This window comes from Cronobacter malonaticus LMG 23826, assembly GCF_001277215.2.
In the GTDB taxonomy this organism is placed as follows: Bacteria; Pseudomonadota; Gammaproteobacteria; order Enterobacterales; family Enterobacteriaceae; genus Cronobacter; species Cronobacter malonaticus.
The window spans coordinates 151,515-167,215 of sequence record NZ_CP013940.1 but is presented as its reverse complement, the minus strand read 5'-3'; the positions used below and the strand labels follow the sequence as shown (position 1 = coordinate 167,215).

Below are 15,701 nucleotides of genomic sequence, written 5' to 3'. Positions count from 1 at the left end.
GGTTTATGGTAATCTGTCGCCCCTTTTTCCTCAGGCGGGAGTTCCCATGACTATTGATATCGCCTGGCAGGAGGTTGATACCGTTCTGCTGGACATGGACGGCACGCTGCTGGACCTGGCGTTCGACACCTTTTTCTGGCAGAAGCTGGTGCCTGAAACGTTAAGCCAGCAACGCGGCATCTCGCTGGATGACGCCCACAATCATATCCGCGCCGAATATCACGCCGTGCAGCATACGCTAAACTGGTACTGTCTGGATTACTGGAGCGAGCGCCTGGGGCTCGATATCTGCGCCATGACGACAGAGCAAGGGCCGCGCGCGCTGATACGTGAAGATACCGTGCCGTTTCTCGACGCGCTGAAGGCCTGCGGCAAGCGGCGTATTTTGCTGACTAACGCGCATCCGCATAATCTGGCGGTCAAGCTTGAGCATACCGGGCTTGCTCAGCACCTTGATTTATTACTTTCCACCCACACATTTGGTTATCCAAAAGAGGATCAGCGGTTATGGCAGGCCGTTGCCCGGCACACCGGCCTTGATAAGTCGCGCACGCTGTTTATCGACGACAGCGAGCCGATTCTCGATGCCGCCGCGCGGTTTGGTATTCGCTACTGTCTTGGCGTCACCAATCCCGATTCAGGCGTTGCGGATAAAAGCTATCAGCGCCACCCGGCGCTTGGCGATTACCGGCGTCTGATCCCCTCGCTGCAAACCGAGGAGTCGTGATGAAAGAGAAATCCACCGAAGGGGTTCGCCTGGACAAATGGCTCTGGGCGGCGCGCTTCTATAAAACCCGCACGCTGGCCCGCGAGATGATCGAAGGCGGCAAGGTGCACTACAACGGGCAACGGACCAGACCGAGTAAAATTATCGAACCGAACGCGGTGTTAACGCTGCGCCAGGGAAACGATGAACGCACGCTGGTGGTAAAAGGCATTACCGATCAGCGACGACCGGCAAGCGAGGCGGTACTGCTGTACGAAGAGACGGCAGAAAGTATCGAAAAGCGCGAAAAACTCGCGCTGGCGCGTAAACTCAACGCCCTTTCCATGCCGCATCCGGATCGCCGCCCGGATAAAAAAGAGCGCCGCGATCTGATCAAATTTAAATTTGGCGACAGCGAATAACCGTCACGCCAGGAGAGAGAATAATGGCTCAACACGACCAACTACACCGCTATCTTTTTGAAAATTATGCCGTGCGCGGCGAACTGGTGACGGTTTCAGAAACCTGGAAACAGATCCTTGAAAACCATGACTATCCGATGCCGGTTAAAACCCTGCTCGGCGAGCTGCTGGTCGCCACCAGCCTGCTGACCGCGACGCTAAAATTCGCGGGCGATATCACCGTTCAGTTGCAGGGCGACGGCCCGATGACGCTCGCCGTGATTAACGGCAACAACCGCCAGCAGATGCGCGGCGTCGCGCGCGTGCAGGGCGATGTTCCGGCGGACGCCGACCTGAAAACGCTGGTCGGCAACGGCTATCTGGTCATTACCATTACGCCGGAAGAAGGCGAGCGCTATCAGGGTGTCGTCGGTCTGGAAGGCGATACGCTGGCCGCGTGTCTGGAAGATTACTTCATGCGCTCCGAACAGCTGCCGACCCGCCTGTTTATCCGTACTGGCGAAGCGCAGGGCCAGCCTGCCGCAGGCGGCATGCTGTTGCAGGTGCTGCCGGCGCAGGACGCCCAGACGGATGATTTCAATCATCTGGCGACGCTGACCGAAACCATCAAAGCGGATGAGCTGTTTACGCTGCCCGCCAACGATGTGCTGTGGCGTCTCTACCACGAAGAAGAAGTGACCGTTTACGATCCGCAGGCGGTGGAGTTCAAATGCACCTGCTCGCGCGAGCGCTGCGCCGATGCGCTCCGCACGCTGCCGGATGAAGAAGTCGCGCAGATTCTGGAAGAAGATGGCGAAGTGGATATGCACTGCGATTACTGCGGCACTCACTATGTTTTCGACGCGATGGATATCGCCGGGATCCGTAAAAACGCCTCCCCGGCCGATCCGCAGGTACACTAAAGCCTGCTGACGCTTCCCGCCGCCTGGCGGGAAGCGTTTTTTTACGCTTACTGATAGTTGATCGGAATTCTTACCCCACCGATTTCCACATCCTGCCAGGTTTTCTCTTTTCCTTTGATCTGATTTTCGCGCAGCGCCTTGTCGAATTTCTCGCGCGTCAGACTGCCGGGAATCTCCTGGCTCCAGCCTGCCTGCCGCCACTGGCCGTTCTCACGCATCGTGACGCTACAGCTTCGGGTGTCGCTACTGCACAGCAGCACTTCGTTTTGCCCGTCATGATTCAAATCGAGCGCCGCCACAACGCAACTGCCCTTCTCATATAAACAGCCGCGCACGCTGTAGGTGTCTTCTTTGCGCACCCACTGCCACCAGCTCTGCTCAGGAGCCTGCGCGCCTGCGGCAAGCGTAATGGCGTCGCGCAGGTCGTCGTCAGCCACGGTCGAATCGCTGTCCAGTAGATCGCGCAGCGCCTGACGATTCTCTTTATCGGCCATAAAAGCCGGGTTATGGCGAAGCTCATTGAGTGCCGCCTGGCCGCGGCGTCCGGCGTGTTGCAGCATATAGAGGCTCATCAGGTCGGCCTTTTGCGCCCCGCTCTCATAACGCGCCATCTGGCTCTCAACGCTGATGCGCCACGGGTCGAGCACTGGCGTATGGCTTAAAACCAGCAACGCGAGCGAGAAGAGTATGACAACACGACCACCGCGATCGCCTGCCGGTTCATCGCCCTTCATACGGCTAATCGCCCGCAGCGTGGCGCACACCGCCCAGCACAGCACCGTCGCTGTAATAAGCGCCGCGTAGACGCGCCACGGCGTCCAGCCATATTGCTGCACGCGCAGCCATAGCGACCAGCCGGCGAGCGCCGAGAAAAGCGGTGTGACGATAATCCCGGCGCTGTTCAGCAGACGCAGCGCTTTATGCGGTGACGGCGCGCAGGCCAGCCCGGAAAGCGCGAGCAAGACCAGCGCCAGCGTATTCAGCAGCGCGTTACAGGAGGTGCGCGCCGCAAGGCCGATCAGGCCAACAAACGGCAGCGTCGCGAGAAACAGCAGCGCGATAAGCGCGGCGAGCGGCAGCAGGCCGGATGCCACCAGCGTCAGAAAGCGAATCAGCGCCTCGGTGATGCGCGTCTGGCTGCGGCACAGCAGCAAGCATACCGCCCCGGAAACCGTCGCCATGACATAAACAAAGAGCGGCGTGTCGAAAAACAGAACGTCAAAGAAGCGGATATCCACCGCGTTAAAGAGTTTCGCCCACAGCAGCAGCACGCCCCAGAACACACCGGCGAGCGCCAGCGCCAGCAGCAGCGCGACGCCGTTATTCCACAGCGCCAGACGGCGTGAAACGGGTTCGCCGGACGCAGTGCCTCGCTGAACCCAGGGCAGCGCCATAAAGAGCGTGGCCGCCAGATGAAAATACCAGGTCGCGATCATCTCACTCGTGTCCAGCTCATCGACGCCCGTAACAGACCAGCGCATCCAGCCCGACATCACGCCCACCAGCGCCAGCAGCGCGCCCGTCATCCACCAGAAACGCGGCGCGCGCAGGCGAGTCGCCGCCAGCGCCACACTCGCGCAGAGTGTGATGGCCAGCGAGTGCAGCACCAGCGCCGATCCCTGGCTCATCGCTATCAGGCTATGCGGGCCGGTTAAAAACATCAGCAGGCCGCAGAGCGCGGCAATAATCACAATACCCCAGCGCGTCGCGGGTGCCAGAGGATGAAGTTCAGACATGACGATAATCCTTTAAAAACGCATTCACGCGGTGAAGATAACGCGCCTGCGTGAAGTGAGCGTGAAGTGGGAAAAGACGCGTTTCGCAGGCCAGAGCCGGACGCGTATCCGCAAAAGTCCGTTTATCCTGTGCGATCCCCCGCCGGTTTTGGTTTTCACAGAAAAGATAATTTTCTTCAGGAAAGCGCTTACAGTCACAAAGTGCGGGTTTAACGGGTGGCTTTTATAACATATTCGGAACAATTAACGCGTACACAGATAAAATGTTGCCATACTCTGAAACCCGTCGTGACCGGTCTCACAGAATTTTCCACTATGGCGCGCCTGGCAACCCATCAGTAACGTAAATCTATGAAGCCTGTCGCGGTTAACGTCTCCAGAATGACCCTACACTTTCAGATAGTATAAATTGGCTAAGGAGCAGTGAAATGCGAGTTACAGGCATAACCCCGCAGGATCTCAAGGCTTACGGTATCAACGACGTCCAGGAGGTGGTTTATAACCCCGATTACGACACCCTTTATCGCGAAGAGCTTGACCCGTCGCTTGAGGGTTACGAGCGCGGGGTGCTGACAAATCTGGGTGCGGTCGCCGTCGACACGGGCATTTTTACCGGCCGTTCGCCGAAGGATAAATACATCGTTCGCGACGACACCACGCGCGATACGCTGTGGTGGTCCGATAACGGCAAAGGCAAAAACGACAACAAACCGCTGACGCCGGAAACCTGGCAGCATCTGAAAGGCCTGGTGACGCAGCAGCTCTCCGGTAAACGTCTTTTCATCATCGACGCCTTCTGTGGCGCTAACCCGGACAGCCGCCTGTCGGTGCGTTTTATTACCGAAGTGGCCTGGCAGGCGCATTTCGTTAAAAACATGTTTATTCGCCCGTCCGATGATGAACTGGAAGGCTTCGAGCCGGATTTCATCGTGATGAACGGCGCGAAGTGCACGAACCCGGACTGGCAGGCGCAGGGGCTGAATTCTGAGAACTTTGTAGCCTTTAACCTGACCGAACGGATGCAGCTGATTGGCGGCACCTGGTACGGCGGCGAGATGAAAAAAGGCATGTTCTCGATTATGAACTACCTGCTGCCGCTGAAAGGCATCGCCTCGATGCACTGCTCGGCGAACGTCGGTGAAAAAGGCGATGTGGCGGTATTCTTTGGCCTCTCCGGCACCGGCAAAACGACGCTTTCCACCGATCCGAAACGCCGTCTTATCGGCGATGACGAGCACGGCTGGGACGATGACGGCGTGTTTAACTTCGAAGGCGGCTGCTATGCCAAAACCATTCGCCTCTCCGAAGAAGCCGAACCGGATATTTATCACGCCATTCGCCGCGACGCGCTGCTGGAAAACGTCACCGTGCGTGACGACGGCAGCATCGATTTCGACGACGCCTCTAAAACCGAAAACACCCGCGTCTCCTACCCGATTTATCACATCGACAACATCGTGAAGCCGGTGTCGAAAGCGGGCCACGCGACCAAAGTTATCTTCCTGACCGCCGATGCGTTTGGCGTTCTGCCGCCGGTATCGCGCCTGACGGCCAGCCAGACGCAGTATCACTTCCTCTCGGGCTTTACGGCGAAACTCGCGGGCACCGAGCGCGGCGTGACCGAGCCGACGCCGACATTCTCCGCCTGTTTTGGCGCGGCCTTCCTGATGCTTCACCCGACGCAATACTCCGAAGTGCTGGTAACACGCATGCAGGCGGCGGGCGCGCAGGCGTATCTGGTCAATACCGGCTGGAACGGCACCGGCAAACGCATCTCCATTAAGGATACGCGCGCGATTATAGACGCCATCCTCAACGGCTCGCTGGACGACGCGGAAACCTTTACGCTGCCGCTGTTTAATCTGGCGATTCCGACCAGCCTGCCGGGCGTCGACGAGCGCATTCTCGACCCGCGCAACACCTACGCCTCGCCGGAACAGTGGCAGGAGAAAGCGCAGCAGCTGGCGCAGCTCTTCATCAGCAACTTTGAGAAATACACCGACACGCCTGCCGGCGCCGCGCTGGTGAGCGCAGGCCCGCAACGCTAACAGGTTGAATAAAAACGGCTCCGTAAAGGAGCCGTTTTTTTATGGCGTGACGAGAGAAAATTAGCTGTTTTTAACCACCGCCGTACCCACCGGCACCGGCAGCCAGGCGCGAATGCGTAACCCACCGCGCTCGCTCTTGCCGATATCCAGCAGGCCATGGTGATTGTCGATAATACGCTGCACAATCGCGAGCCCCAGCCCGGTGCCGCTGGTGCTGCGGGCGCTGTCGCCGCGCACAAACGGCTGCAGCAGATGTTTGAGCTGGGCAGGCTCAATACCCGGCCCGTCATCTTCCACCTGAAACCAGGCGCGGTTGAGTTCCGTGCCGCTACTCACTTTGATCCAGCCGTTGCCGTAGCGCGCGGCGTTAACCACCATATTCGCCACGGCACGCTTAATGGACAGCGGATGAATGCGCAGCGGGATCTCGCCGCTTTGCAGCGCCGTTTCTATCTCGCGCTCATAGCCGCTTTCCGAGGCGATCACCTCGCCCAGCACCGCGTTAAGATCGGCGGTTTCCAGCGGCATCTCCTGCCCGGTACGCAGGTAGTCGATAAACTGCTCGATGATGTCGTTGCACTCTTCAATATCTTTATTGATAGATTCGGCCAGGTAGCCGTCGCCTTCGCTCATCATCTCCGTCGCCAGACGAATTCGCGTCAGTGGCGTGCGTAAGTCATGGCTGACGCCCGCCATCAGCAGCGTGCGGTCGTCCGCCAGTTGCTTCACGCCTGCCGCCATATGGTTAAACGCGCGGGTCACCGAGCGCACTTCGGAAGCGCCATATTCGCGCAGCGGCGGCGGAATAATGCCTTTACCCACCTGCAGCGCGGCGTGCTCCAGCTCCACCAACGGCCGGTTCTGAATACGGATAAACAGCCAGGCACCGCCAATCGCCAGCAGCATGATCGCGAGCGTATAGCGGAACAGCGGCGAGAAATCGCCCTGATGGATTTCAGTGAGCGGTACGCGCACCCAGATGTTGGGCGACAGCCAGGTTTTCAGCCACACCACCGGCGAGCTTTTATTGACCTCGACGCGCACTTCCGTCGGGCCGCCAAGCTGCTGCGCCATCTGCTGGCTTAAAAACTCATAATGCTGCGCCCAGCGCAAACCCGCCTCTTCCGCCGCCTCGTTGGCATAGAGCGAAATCCCCAGCTCGCGGTAGATCTCCCGACGAAACGCCGGCGGCACCACCAGCTGCGTCCCGTCCTCCAGCTGCAGTTTATCGGTCATCAGCATACGCACTTCGTAGGCCAGGACTTTATTAAACTGCTGGAGGCTCGGCAGGATGGCGAAGTTAAGCACCACCAGGTATGTCGTCACCAGGCTTGCGAACAGCAGGGTGACGATAAGAAGCAGCGTGCGGGCAAAAGAACTGCGGGGCGAGAAGCGCAGCTTCCTCATGCTTTAGCGCCGTCCGGCACAAAGACGTAGCCCAGGCCCCAGACGGTCTGGATATAGCGCGGATGCGCCGGATCTTCTTCCACCATGCGGCGCAGACGGGAGATCTGCACGTCGATGGAGCGCTCCATCGCGGAGTATTCACGCCCGCGCGCCAGGTTCATCAGCTTATCGCGCGACAGCGGCTCGCGCGGGTGGCTGACCAGCGCTTTCAGGACGGCGAATTCACCGCTGGTGAGCGGCATCGGCTCATCTTCACGGAACATCTCGCGGGTACCAAGATTAAGCTTAAATTTCCCGAAGGCGATAATAGCTTCTTCCTGCGACGGCGCGCCCGGCAGTTCGTTGGCCTGACGGCGCAGAACCGCGCGGATGCGGGCCAGCAGTTCACGCGGGTTGAACGGTTTAGGAATGTAGTCATCGGCGCCGATTTCCAGCCCCACGATACGATCGACCTCTTCGCCTTTCGCGGTGACCATGATGATAGGCATCGGGTTGCTCTGGCTGCGCAGACGGCGGCAGATAGAAAGCCCGTCTTCACCAGGAAGCATCAGATCAAGCACCATCAGGTGGAAGGACTCGCGGGTCAGCAGGCGGTCCATCTGTTCGGCGTTTGCCACGCTGCGCACCTGGAAGCCCTGCTCGGTGAGGTAACGCTCAAGCAGCGCGCGCAGGCGCATATCGTCATCCACCACCAGAATCTTGTAATTTTCCTGCATTGTGTTTACTCCCAAAGGCTCAAACAGTTGTAACGCCATTCTAAAAAAGTGTGCGTCAGCCGGTGAGTTAAATCTGGTATATATTGTAGTCGAAATTGTTACAAAGCATATTTAACAGCAGCTTATCTTCATTTTTCATCACAAAACCGACGTATCGCCAGAAGGCGATCTGACGACGCTGCTAACCTCAGCTTTCATCATAAACGAACTGGCGCATTTCGTATGCTGGCCGCACTTCACATTCGCCAGCGCGCCCGCTAAGGTACGGACGTTAAAATTCTCAGCGAAGGCCAGCCGATGAAAACGCCGTTAATTACCCGCGAAGGCTACGAAAAACTCAAAAAAGAACTCGACTATCTGTGGCGCGAGGAGCGGCCCGAAGTCACCAAAAAAGTGACCTGGGCGGCAAGCCTCGGCGATCGCAGTGAGAACGCCGATTACCAGTACAACAAAAAGCGCCTGCGCGAAATCGACCGCCGCGTGCGCTATCTCACTAAATGCCTTGAGAACCTGAAAATCGTCGATTATTCACCGCAGCAGGAAGGCAAAGTCTTTTTCGGCGCCTGGGTTGAGGTGGAAAACGACGACGGCGATGTGAAGCGTTTTCGTATCGTCGGCTATGACGAGATTTTCGGGCGCAAAGATTACATCTCCATCGATTCCCCTATGGCCCGCGCGCTGCTCAAAAAAGAGGAAGGCGACGTGGCGACCGTCCAGACGCCGGGCGGCGAAGCCACCTGGTATGTAAACGCCATTGAGTATGTAAAGTAGCCCTTTGCGGATAGCTCCGAAACCCGCCACGGGCGCGGCTACGGCTGGCATTTTTACCCTTCAGTCCGTATAACTGTGCCCTGACTTTTTGTACATAACAGATGATATTGCCATGATGAATGATTCGCTCAGTCGTATTATCGCCAGTGAGCTTCAGGCCAGGGCTGAACAGGTAGACGCTGCCATTCGCCTGCTTGATGAAGGGAACACCGTGCCGTTTATCGCACGCTATCGTAAGGAGGTCACCGGCGGTCTGGACGACACCCAGTTGCGCCAGCTGGAGACGCGTCTGGGTTATTTGCGCGAACTCGAAGAGCGCCGTGCGGCTATCCTCAAATCGATTGCCGATCAGGGCAAACTGACCGATGAACTTCAGGCGGCCATTACCGGCACCCAGAGCAAAACCGAGCTTGAAGACCTTTACCTGCCTTACAAGCCGAAGCGCCGCACCCGCGGACAGATAGCGATTGAAGCGGGCCTTGAGCCGCTCGCCGACCTGCTGTGGAACGAGCCGTCCCACGACCCGGAAGCGGAAGCCGCAAAATTTATTAATGCCGATAACGGCGTGGCCGACACCAAAGCCGCGCTCGACGGCGCGCGTTATATCCTGATGGAGCGCTTTGCCGAAGACGCGGCGCTGCTCGCCAAAGTGCGCGACTACCTGTGGAAAAACGCGCATCTGGTGTCCACCGTGGTGCCCGGCAAAGAGGAAGAAGGCGCGAAATTCCGCGACTATTTCGCCCACCACGAACCGATCGCCACGGTGCCGTCGCACCGCGCGCTGGCCATGTTCCGCGGTCGCAACGAAGGGGTGTTGCAGCTCTCGCTGAACGCCGACCCGCAATTCGACGAGCCACCGCGCGAAAGCTACTGCGAACAGATTATTACCGATCATCTTGGCCTGCGCCTGAATAATGCCCCGGCCGACAGCTGGGGTAAAGGCGTCGTGAGCTGGACCTGGCGCATCAAAGTGCTGATGCATCTGGAAACCGAACTGATGAGCACGCTGCGCGAGCGCGCCGAAGACGAGGCGATTAACGTGTTCGCCCGTAACCTGCACGACCTGCTGATGGCCGCACCTGCCGGGCTGCGTGCCACGATGGGCCTCGATCCGGGCCTGCGTACCGGCGTAAAAGTGGCGGTGGTTGACGCCACCGGCAAACTGGTGGCGACCGATACCGTCTATCCGCACACCGGCCAGGCGGCGAAAGCGGCGGTCGTCATCGCCGCGCTGTGCGAGAAGCACAATGTGGAGCTGGTCGCTATCGGCAACGGCACCGCCTCCCGCGAAACCGAGCGTTTCTTCCTCGACGTGCAGAAGCAGTTCCCGAAAGTGACGGCGCAGAAAGTCATTGTCAGCGAAGCGGGCGCATCGGTGTATTCCGCCTCTGAGCTGGCGGCGCAGGAGTTCCCGGATCTCGATGTATCGCTGCGAGGCGCGGTCTCTATCGCCCGTCGTTTGCAGGATCCGCTGGCGGAACTGGTGAAAATCGATCCGAAATCCATTGGCGTGGGCCAGTATCAGCATGACGTCAGCCAGAGCCAGCTCGCGCGTAAACTGGACGCGGTGGTGGAAGACTGCGTGAACGCCGTGGGCGTCGATCTCAACACCGCGTCGGTGCCGCTGCTGACCCGCGTGGCGGGCCTGACGCGCATGATGGCGCAGAACATTGTGGCCTGGCGCGATGAGAACGGTCAGTTCCGCAACCGCCAGCAGTTGCTGAAAGTCAGCCGTCTGGGGCCGAAAGCGTTTGAGCAGTGCGCGGGCTTCCTGCGTATTAACCACGGCGATAACCCGCTCGACGCCTCAACGGTTCACCCGGAAGCCTATCCAGTGGTGGAGCGCATTCTGGCGGCGACGGAGCAGTCGCTGCGCGATCTGATGGGCAACAGCAGCGCGCTGCGTAACGTGAAGGCGGTGGATTTTACCGACGAACGTTTCGGCGTGCCGACCGTGACCGACATTATCAAAGAGCTGGAAAAACCCGGCCGCGACCCGCGCCCGGAGTTCAAAACCGCTCAGTTCGCCGAAGGCGTGGAGACGATGAACGATCTGCAGCCGGGCATGGTGCTGGAAGGCGCGGTGACCAACGTGACCAATTTCGGCGCGTTTGTGGATATCGGCGTGCATCAGGATGGCCTGGTGCATATCTCGTCGCTCTCCGACAAATTCGTCGAGGATCCGCACACCGTGGTGAAAGCGGGCGATATCGTGAAGGTGAAGGTGCTGGAAGTCGATTTGCCGCGTAAGCGTATCGCGTTGACCATGCGTCTCGACGAGCAGCCAGGCGAAGGCAACGCGCGGCGCGGCGGCGGTAGTAACCGCGAGGCGCAGAAGCGTCCGGCGCAGAATAACCGTAAACCGGCGCGCGACAGCGGCGCAGGCGGCAACAGCGCGATGAGCGACGCGCTCGCCGCCGCGTTCGGTAAAAAGCGGTAATCCGCCGTCGTGGCAGTGGAACAAGAAAGGCCGGGAGACCGGCCTTTTTTATTATTTTTGAATGAAGCCACTGGCGGGTGCGCTTCGCTTACCCGCCCTACGTTTTGACAGACGTTTTGGTTCAGTAAGGTGGGTAAGCGCAGCGCACCCATCTTTCATCCACGGCCAAACCACTACGCCGTATTAAAAAACCTCACATTCGGAAATAAATGAAAATATGTACGCGGTTACATTTTTCATTTAAATAACAATAGGCGAAAATAAATAACACACTAAATGCGTGCAGTAATAAAACACCATTGGCTTAAAATGTAATTAAATAAAAAATAAAGCATAAATAAATTGAAAAGTTTTATTGCAAATACCTCATGCCGCATTTTTTGCGCCAGAACAAATAAACCTCAAAAAGTCTCGCTGCGCTGCAATATTCTATTGAAGATAAAAACCATTCTCATTACCATCTTAATCAGATAAACACTACCTTCCCGCGCAATAATCGGCTCCCGGCCGTTGTATCGCCACGGTTCACCGCCGCTGAGCGCATTCGGAATAAGCAGGTCCTATGCAATTCACACCTAACAGTAGCTGGAAAATTACGGGTTTTGCCCGGGAAATTAGCCCGGCTTACCGCCAGAAATTATTATCACTCGGCATGTTGCCTGGCTCGTCATTCGAGATAAAACGCGTTGCCCCGCTGGGCGACCCGATTCATATCGAAACCCGACGCGTAAGCCTGGTGCTGCGAAAAAAAGATCTGGCGCTTTTGCAGGTTGAAGCGGCCCGCTGACCTTATTCTGTGTTGAGTTAACGCAAATGAAAAAATTAACCATTGGCTTAATCGGCAATCCCAACTCCGGCAAAACCACGCTGTTTAACCAGCTCACCGGCGCGCGGCAGCGCGTGGGCAACTGGGCAGGCGTAACGGTCGAACGTAAAGAAGGCAGCTTCGCGACGACCAATCATCAGGTGACGCTGGTCGATTTGCCTGGCACCTACTCTCTCACCACTATCTCCTCGCAGACCTCGCTCGATGAACAGATCGCCTGCCACTACATCCTTAGCGGTGAGGCGGACATGCTGATAAACGTGGTGGACGCCTCCAACCTTGAGCGCAATCTCTACCTGACGCTGCAACTGCTGGAGCTTGGCATCCCATGCGTGGTCGCGCTCAATATGCTGGATATCGCTGAAAAGCAAAATATCCGCATTGATATTGACGCGCTGGCGACCCGCCTTGGCTGCCCGGTGGTGCCGCTGGTGTCTACCCGCGCGCGCGGAATCGGCAGTCTGAAACTCGCCATTGATCGCCACCAGCGTAACGAAAATATGGAGCACGTCCATTATCCGGCGCCGCTTTTTGAGGCGGCAGAAGCCCTGGCGGCAGCGATGCCCGGCGACCTCCCCGCCCGGCAGCGCCGCTGGCTCGGGCTGCAACTGCTCGAAGGCGATATCTACAGCCGCAGCATTGCGAGCGACGCCGCCGCACGGCTCCCGCAAATCCAGGCGCAGCTTGAAAGCCAGCTTGACGACCCGGCGCTGCACATCGTTGACGCCCGCTATCAGAGCATTTCGACGATTTGCGACGCCGTCAGTAACAGCCTCACCGCCGAGCCGCACCGCCTCACGGCCGCGCTGGATAACATCATTCTCAACCGTTTTCTGGGCCTGCCCATCTTTCTTGGCGTGATGTATCTGATGTTTCTGCTCGCCATTAACATCGGCGGCGCGTTGCAGCCGATTTTTGACGCAGGCTCCGTGGCAGTTTTCATTCACGGTCTGCAATGGGTTGGCTATACGTTGCATTTCCCCGCCTGGCTGACGCTGTTCCTGGCCCAGGGGATTGGCGGCGGTATTAACACCGTGCTGCCGCTTGTGCCGCAAATCGGCATGATGTACCTGTTTCTGTCGTTTCTTGAAGATTCAGGTTATATGGCCCGCGCGGCGTTTGTAATGGATCGCCTCATGCAGGCGCTGGGCCTGCCGGGTAAATCGTTCGTTCCGCTGATTGTCGGCTTTGGCTGCAACGTGCCGTCGGTGATGGGTGCGCGCACGCTGGATGCGCCGCGCGAACGGCTGATGACGATTATGATGGCGCCGTTTATGTCCTGCGGCGCGCGGCTGGCGATTTTCGCGGTATTCGCCGCCGCCTTTTTTGGCCAGCAGGGCGCGCTGGTGGTCTTTTCGCTCTATCTGCTCGGCATCGTGATGGCCATTCTGACCGGCCTGATGCTGAAATATACGATCATGCGCGGCGAAGCCACGCCGTTTGTGATGGAGCTGCCGGTCTATCACGTACCGCACCTGAAAAGCCTGCTGCTGCAAACCTGGCAGCGCCTGAAAGGCTTTGTGTTGCGCGCCGGGAAAGTCATCGTCATTGTCAGTGTGTTCATTGGCGCGCTGAACAGCTTTTCGTTCAGCGGCAAGACCGTGGACAACATTAACGACTCCGCACTGGCCTCCGTCAGCCGTGTACTGACGCCGCTGTTAAAACCCATCGGTGTTCATGAAGATAACTGGCAGGCCACCGTCGGGTTATTCACCGGCGCGATGGCGAAAGAAGTGGTGGTCGGCACGCTGAACACGCTTTATACCGCCGAAAACATCCATGAAGCCCCGTTCGACGCCGCGAGCTTTAGCCTGAAAGACGAGCTGACCGGCGCGCTGGCGGAAACCTGGCAGAGCCTGAAAGACACGTTCAGCCTGCGCGTGCTGGCGAACCCGATTGAGGCAAGCAAAGGCGACGGCGAGATGGCGACCGGCGCGATGGGCGTGATGAGCGCGAAATTTGGCAGCGAAGCCGCCGCTTATAGTTATCTGATCTTCGTGCTGCTCTACATTCCTTGCATCTCGGTGATGGGCGCTATCGCCCGCGAATCGAGCCGCGGCTGGATGGGCTTTTCAATTCTCTGGGGGCTGAATATCGCGTATTCGCTGGCGACGCTGTTCTACCAGGGCGCGACCTTCCAGACGCATTCGCTCTATAGCTTTACGGCGATAGCGGCAGTCATCCTGTTTAACATCGCGCTGCTGACCACGCTGCGCCGGGCGCGCAGCCGGGTCGATGTCAGCCTGCTGGCACCGCGCCGCGAGGCCCGCTGTTGTGAAACCCCCGCCGGGGAGTGTCACTGATGGCAACGCTAATCGACGTGCGCGATCTGCTGGCGCTCTCGGGAAGAATGGACGCGCAGCGTATCAGCGAACAGCTCGCCACCCCGCTGCCGCTGGTCAACGCGATGCTCAGCCGCCTGGAGGCGATGGGAAAAGCGGAACGTCAGGAAGAGTGGCTGTCAGCGTGCCTGAGCGGCAGCTGCCGCCACTGCCCGGAGGGCAAGGCGTGCCGTAAAGAGGTCTGGCAATTGCGGTAACAGACAGGGCGGGCATAATGCCCGCCCTTTTTCTTAGTGCTACACGTCTTATTTATAGACGTCCGCCGTGGCGTGAATATCTTTGCCGGTTTTTTCGCCGCTGGTGATGACATAATATTTGCCACCCATCTCATCAGCTTTCTTAACCAGTTCGGCTTTCGCATCCATCGGCGCGGTGCCTCTGTCAGAGACGATAGTGCCGATTTTGGTGAGATTCATCTCTTTGACTTTATCTTTCTGCAACTCTTCCGCCGCCATCGCGCCAAAAGAGAGCGAACCCACAACCACAGACAACAGCATACCGGTGCGTAATTTCATAGTAATGACTCCCTGCTCAGATGATGTGAAGGGCGGGATAAAAACGCCCGATAACAATGACATCTAAAGTATGGCGTGCTTTTACCGGTTTGCCAGGCGAGCCTTCAGCGCCAGCAGCGTATCGCAGAATTCACGCGGATGAGAGATGAACGGCGCATGGGCGGCTTTCTCAAATATCTGCGATTCGCTGTCAGGAAAGCGTTCATCAAGCAGCGCGGCGATCTTGCGCGGCACCAGCCCATCGAGACGCCCGTAGAGGCGTAAAAACGGCCCCTGCCAGGCGGTGAGCGCCTCTCGCAGATCGGCGGTTTTCAGGATCTCCAGTCCGCCGTTCAGCACCGCGGCGTCAGGCATCGGCTGCGCCAGCACGATGGATTTCAACACGCGCGCGTCCTGGCGCGCCGTCTCGGTGCCGAGCGTTTGCAGCGCGAGAAAACGCTCGACCGTACGCTGAAAATCCTCGCTCAGCTGACGCTGAAAACCGCTTAAGACTTCCGGCTTAATGCCGGGCCAGTCGTCGCCCGCCTGAAAACAGGGCGATGAGGCAACCGTCACCAGCGCGTCAACCCGCGACGGTTCATTGAGCGCGACCTGGCTTGCCACCAGACCGCCGAGACTCCAGCCGAGCCAGATGGCGCGTTCGGGTGCGCGGTTCGCCACCAGGCGCGCCATCTCGTCGAGCGTCAGCGCGCCATAGCCCTGGCTGCGCCCGTAACCCGGCAGGTCTACCAGATGCAGCGTAAAGTGCGAGCTTAATTCCTGCGAAATGCAACGCCACACTTCGGCATTCAGCCCCCACCCGTGCAGCAGCACAAGATGACAATTTCCTTCGCCCGTGGTCTGCCACCAGATGTCATTCATCCGTTACTC

General features: G+C 58.3%; 14 protein-coding genes. 9 read left to right on the top strand and 5 right to left on the bottom strand.

Features of this window, described 5'->3' with window-relative positions:
* The first annotated feature begins 46 nt into the window (after window positions 1-46).
* The 3 genes from yrfG to hslO are packed head-to-tail and all read left to right on the top strand — an operon-like array spanning window position 47 to window position 2,030.
* A complete protein-coding gene (gene yrfG / locus AFK66_RS00715) occupies window positions 47-727 on the top strand; it encodes a GMP/IMP nucleotidase (RefSeq protein ID WP_007702677.1) in 681 nt (226 codons plus the stop codon).
* Window positions 727-1,128 (top strand): ribosome-associated heat shock protein Hsp15, encoded by a 402-nt coding sequence (gene hslR / locus AFK66_RS00710; protein ID WP_004385531.1) that lies wholly within the window; start codon window positions 727-729, stop codon window positions 1,126-1,128. The genes yrfG and hslR overlap by 1 nt, the downstream gene beginning before the upstream one ends.
* Window positions 1,129-1,151: 23 nt before the next feature.
* Complete coding sequence (gene hslO / locus AFK66_RS00705; protein WP_007778775.1) at window positions 1,152-2,030, top strand: Hsp33 family molecular chaperone HslO; 879 nt, start codon at window positions 1,152-1,154, stop codon at window positions 2,028-2,030.
* Between the two features lie 47 nt (window positions 2,031-2,077).
* Here hslO and AFK66_RS00700 read toward each other — a convergent pair whose 3' ends face one another.
* Window positions 2,078-3,766, bottom strand: a complete 1,689-nt coding sequence (locus tag AFK66_RS00700) for a DUF4153 domain-containing protein (protein WP_007778779.1) — start codon at window positions 3,764-3,766, stop codon at window positions 2,078-2,080.
* A 428-nt stretch (window positions 3,767-4,194) separates the two neighbouring features.
* Here AFK66_RS00700 and pckA point away from each other — a divergent pair, with 428 nt between their 5' ends.
* Window positions 4,195-5,814 carry a phosphoenolpyruvate carboxykinase (ATP) gene (gene pckA / locus AFK66_RS00695; RefSeq protein ID WP_007778784.1) on the top strand — a complete coding sequence of 540 codons (1,620 nt, stop codon included), beginning with the start codon at window positions 4,195-4,197 and terminating at the stop codon, window positions 5,812-5,814.
* Window positions 5,815-5,874: 60 nt separating this feature from the next.
* On the opposite strand, the gene envZ is transcribed toward pckA, so the two are convergent.
* The gene (gene envZ, locus AFK66_RS00690) at window positions 5,875-7,221 is read right to left on the bottom strand and encodes a two-component system sensor histidine kinase EnvZ (protein WP_007778787.1); all 1,347 of its coding nucleotides are present in this window, start codon (window positions 7,219-7,221) and stop codon (window positions 5,875-5,877) included.
* Window positions 7,218-7,937: an osmolarity response regulator transcription factor OmpR gene (ompR, locus tag AFK66_RS00685; protein WP_004385525.1), complete on the bottom strand. Its 720-nt coding sequence runs from the start codon at window positions 7,935-7,937 to the stop codon at window positions 7,218-7,220. The genes envZ and ompR overlap by 4 nt, the downstream gene beginning before the upstream one ends.
* A 297-nt stretch (window positions 7,938-8,234) precedes the next feature.
* On the opposite strand from ompR, the gene greB reads away from it, so the two are divergent.
* The 5 genes from greB (at window position 8,235) to feoC (ending at window position 14,513) form a co-directional block, all read left to right on the top strand.
* The gene (greB, locus tag AFK66_RS00680) at window positions 8,235-8,708 is read left to right on the top strand and encodes a transcription elongation factor GreB (RefSeq protein ID WP_004385524.1); all 474 of its coding nucleotides are present in this window, start codon (window positions 8,235-8,237) and stop codon (window positions 8,706-8,708) included.
* A 112-nt stretch (window positions 8,709-8,820) separates the two neighbouring features.
* Window positions 8,821-11,148 (top strand): Tex family protein, encoded by a 2,328-nt coding sequence (locus AFK66_RS00675; protein WP_023897850.1) that lies wholly within the window; start codon window positions 8,821-8,823, stop codon window positions 11,146-11,148.
* Window positions 11,149-11,710: 562 nt separating this feature from the next.
* Window positions 11,711-11,935 carry a ferrous iron transporter A gene (gene feoA, locus AFK66_RS00670; RefSeq protein WP_007778801.1) on the top strand — a complete coding sequence of 75 codons (225 nt, stop codon included), beginning with the start codon at window positions 11,711-11,713 and terminating at the stop codon, window positions 11,933-11,935.
* Window positions 11,936-11,961: 26 nt separating this feature from the next.
* Window positions 11,962-14,277, top strand: coding sequence for a Fe(2+) transporter permease subunit FeoB (feoB, locus tag AFK66_RS00665; RefSeq protein WP_023897849.1), 2,316 nt, complete (start codon window positions 11,962-11,964; stop codon window positions 14,275-14,277).
* The gene (feoC, locus tag AFK66_RS00660) at window positions 14,277-14,513 is read left to right on the top strand and encodes a [Fe-S]-dependent transcriptional repressor FeoC (RefSeq protein ID WP_032971975.1); all 237 of its coding nucleotides are present in this window, start codon (window positions 14,277-14,279) and stop codon (window positions 14,511-14,513) included. The genes feoB and feoC overlap by 1 nt, the downstream gene beginning before the upstream one ends.
* Before the next feature lie 48 nt (window positions 14,514-14,561).
* On the opposite strand, the gene AFK66_RS00655 is transcribed toward feoC, so the two are convergent.
* A complete protein-coding gene (locus AFK66_RS00655) occupies window positions 14,562-14,831 on the bottom strand; it encodes a YdgH/BhsA/McbA-like domain containing protein (protein WP_007778809.1) in 270 nt (89 codons plus the stop codon).
* An 81-nt stretch (window positions 14,832-14,912) separates the two neighbouring features.
* The gene (gene bioH / locus AFK66_RS00650) at window positions 14,913-15,692 is read right to left on the bottom strand and encodes a pimeloyl-ACP methyl ester esterase BioH (RefSeq protein WP_007778812.1); all 780 of its coding nucleotides are present in this window, start codon (window positions 15,690-15,692) and stop codon (window positions 14,913-14,915) included.
* Window positions 15,693-15,701: the final 9 nt, after the last annotated feature.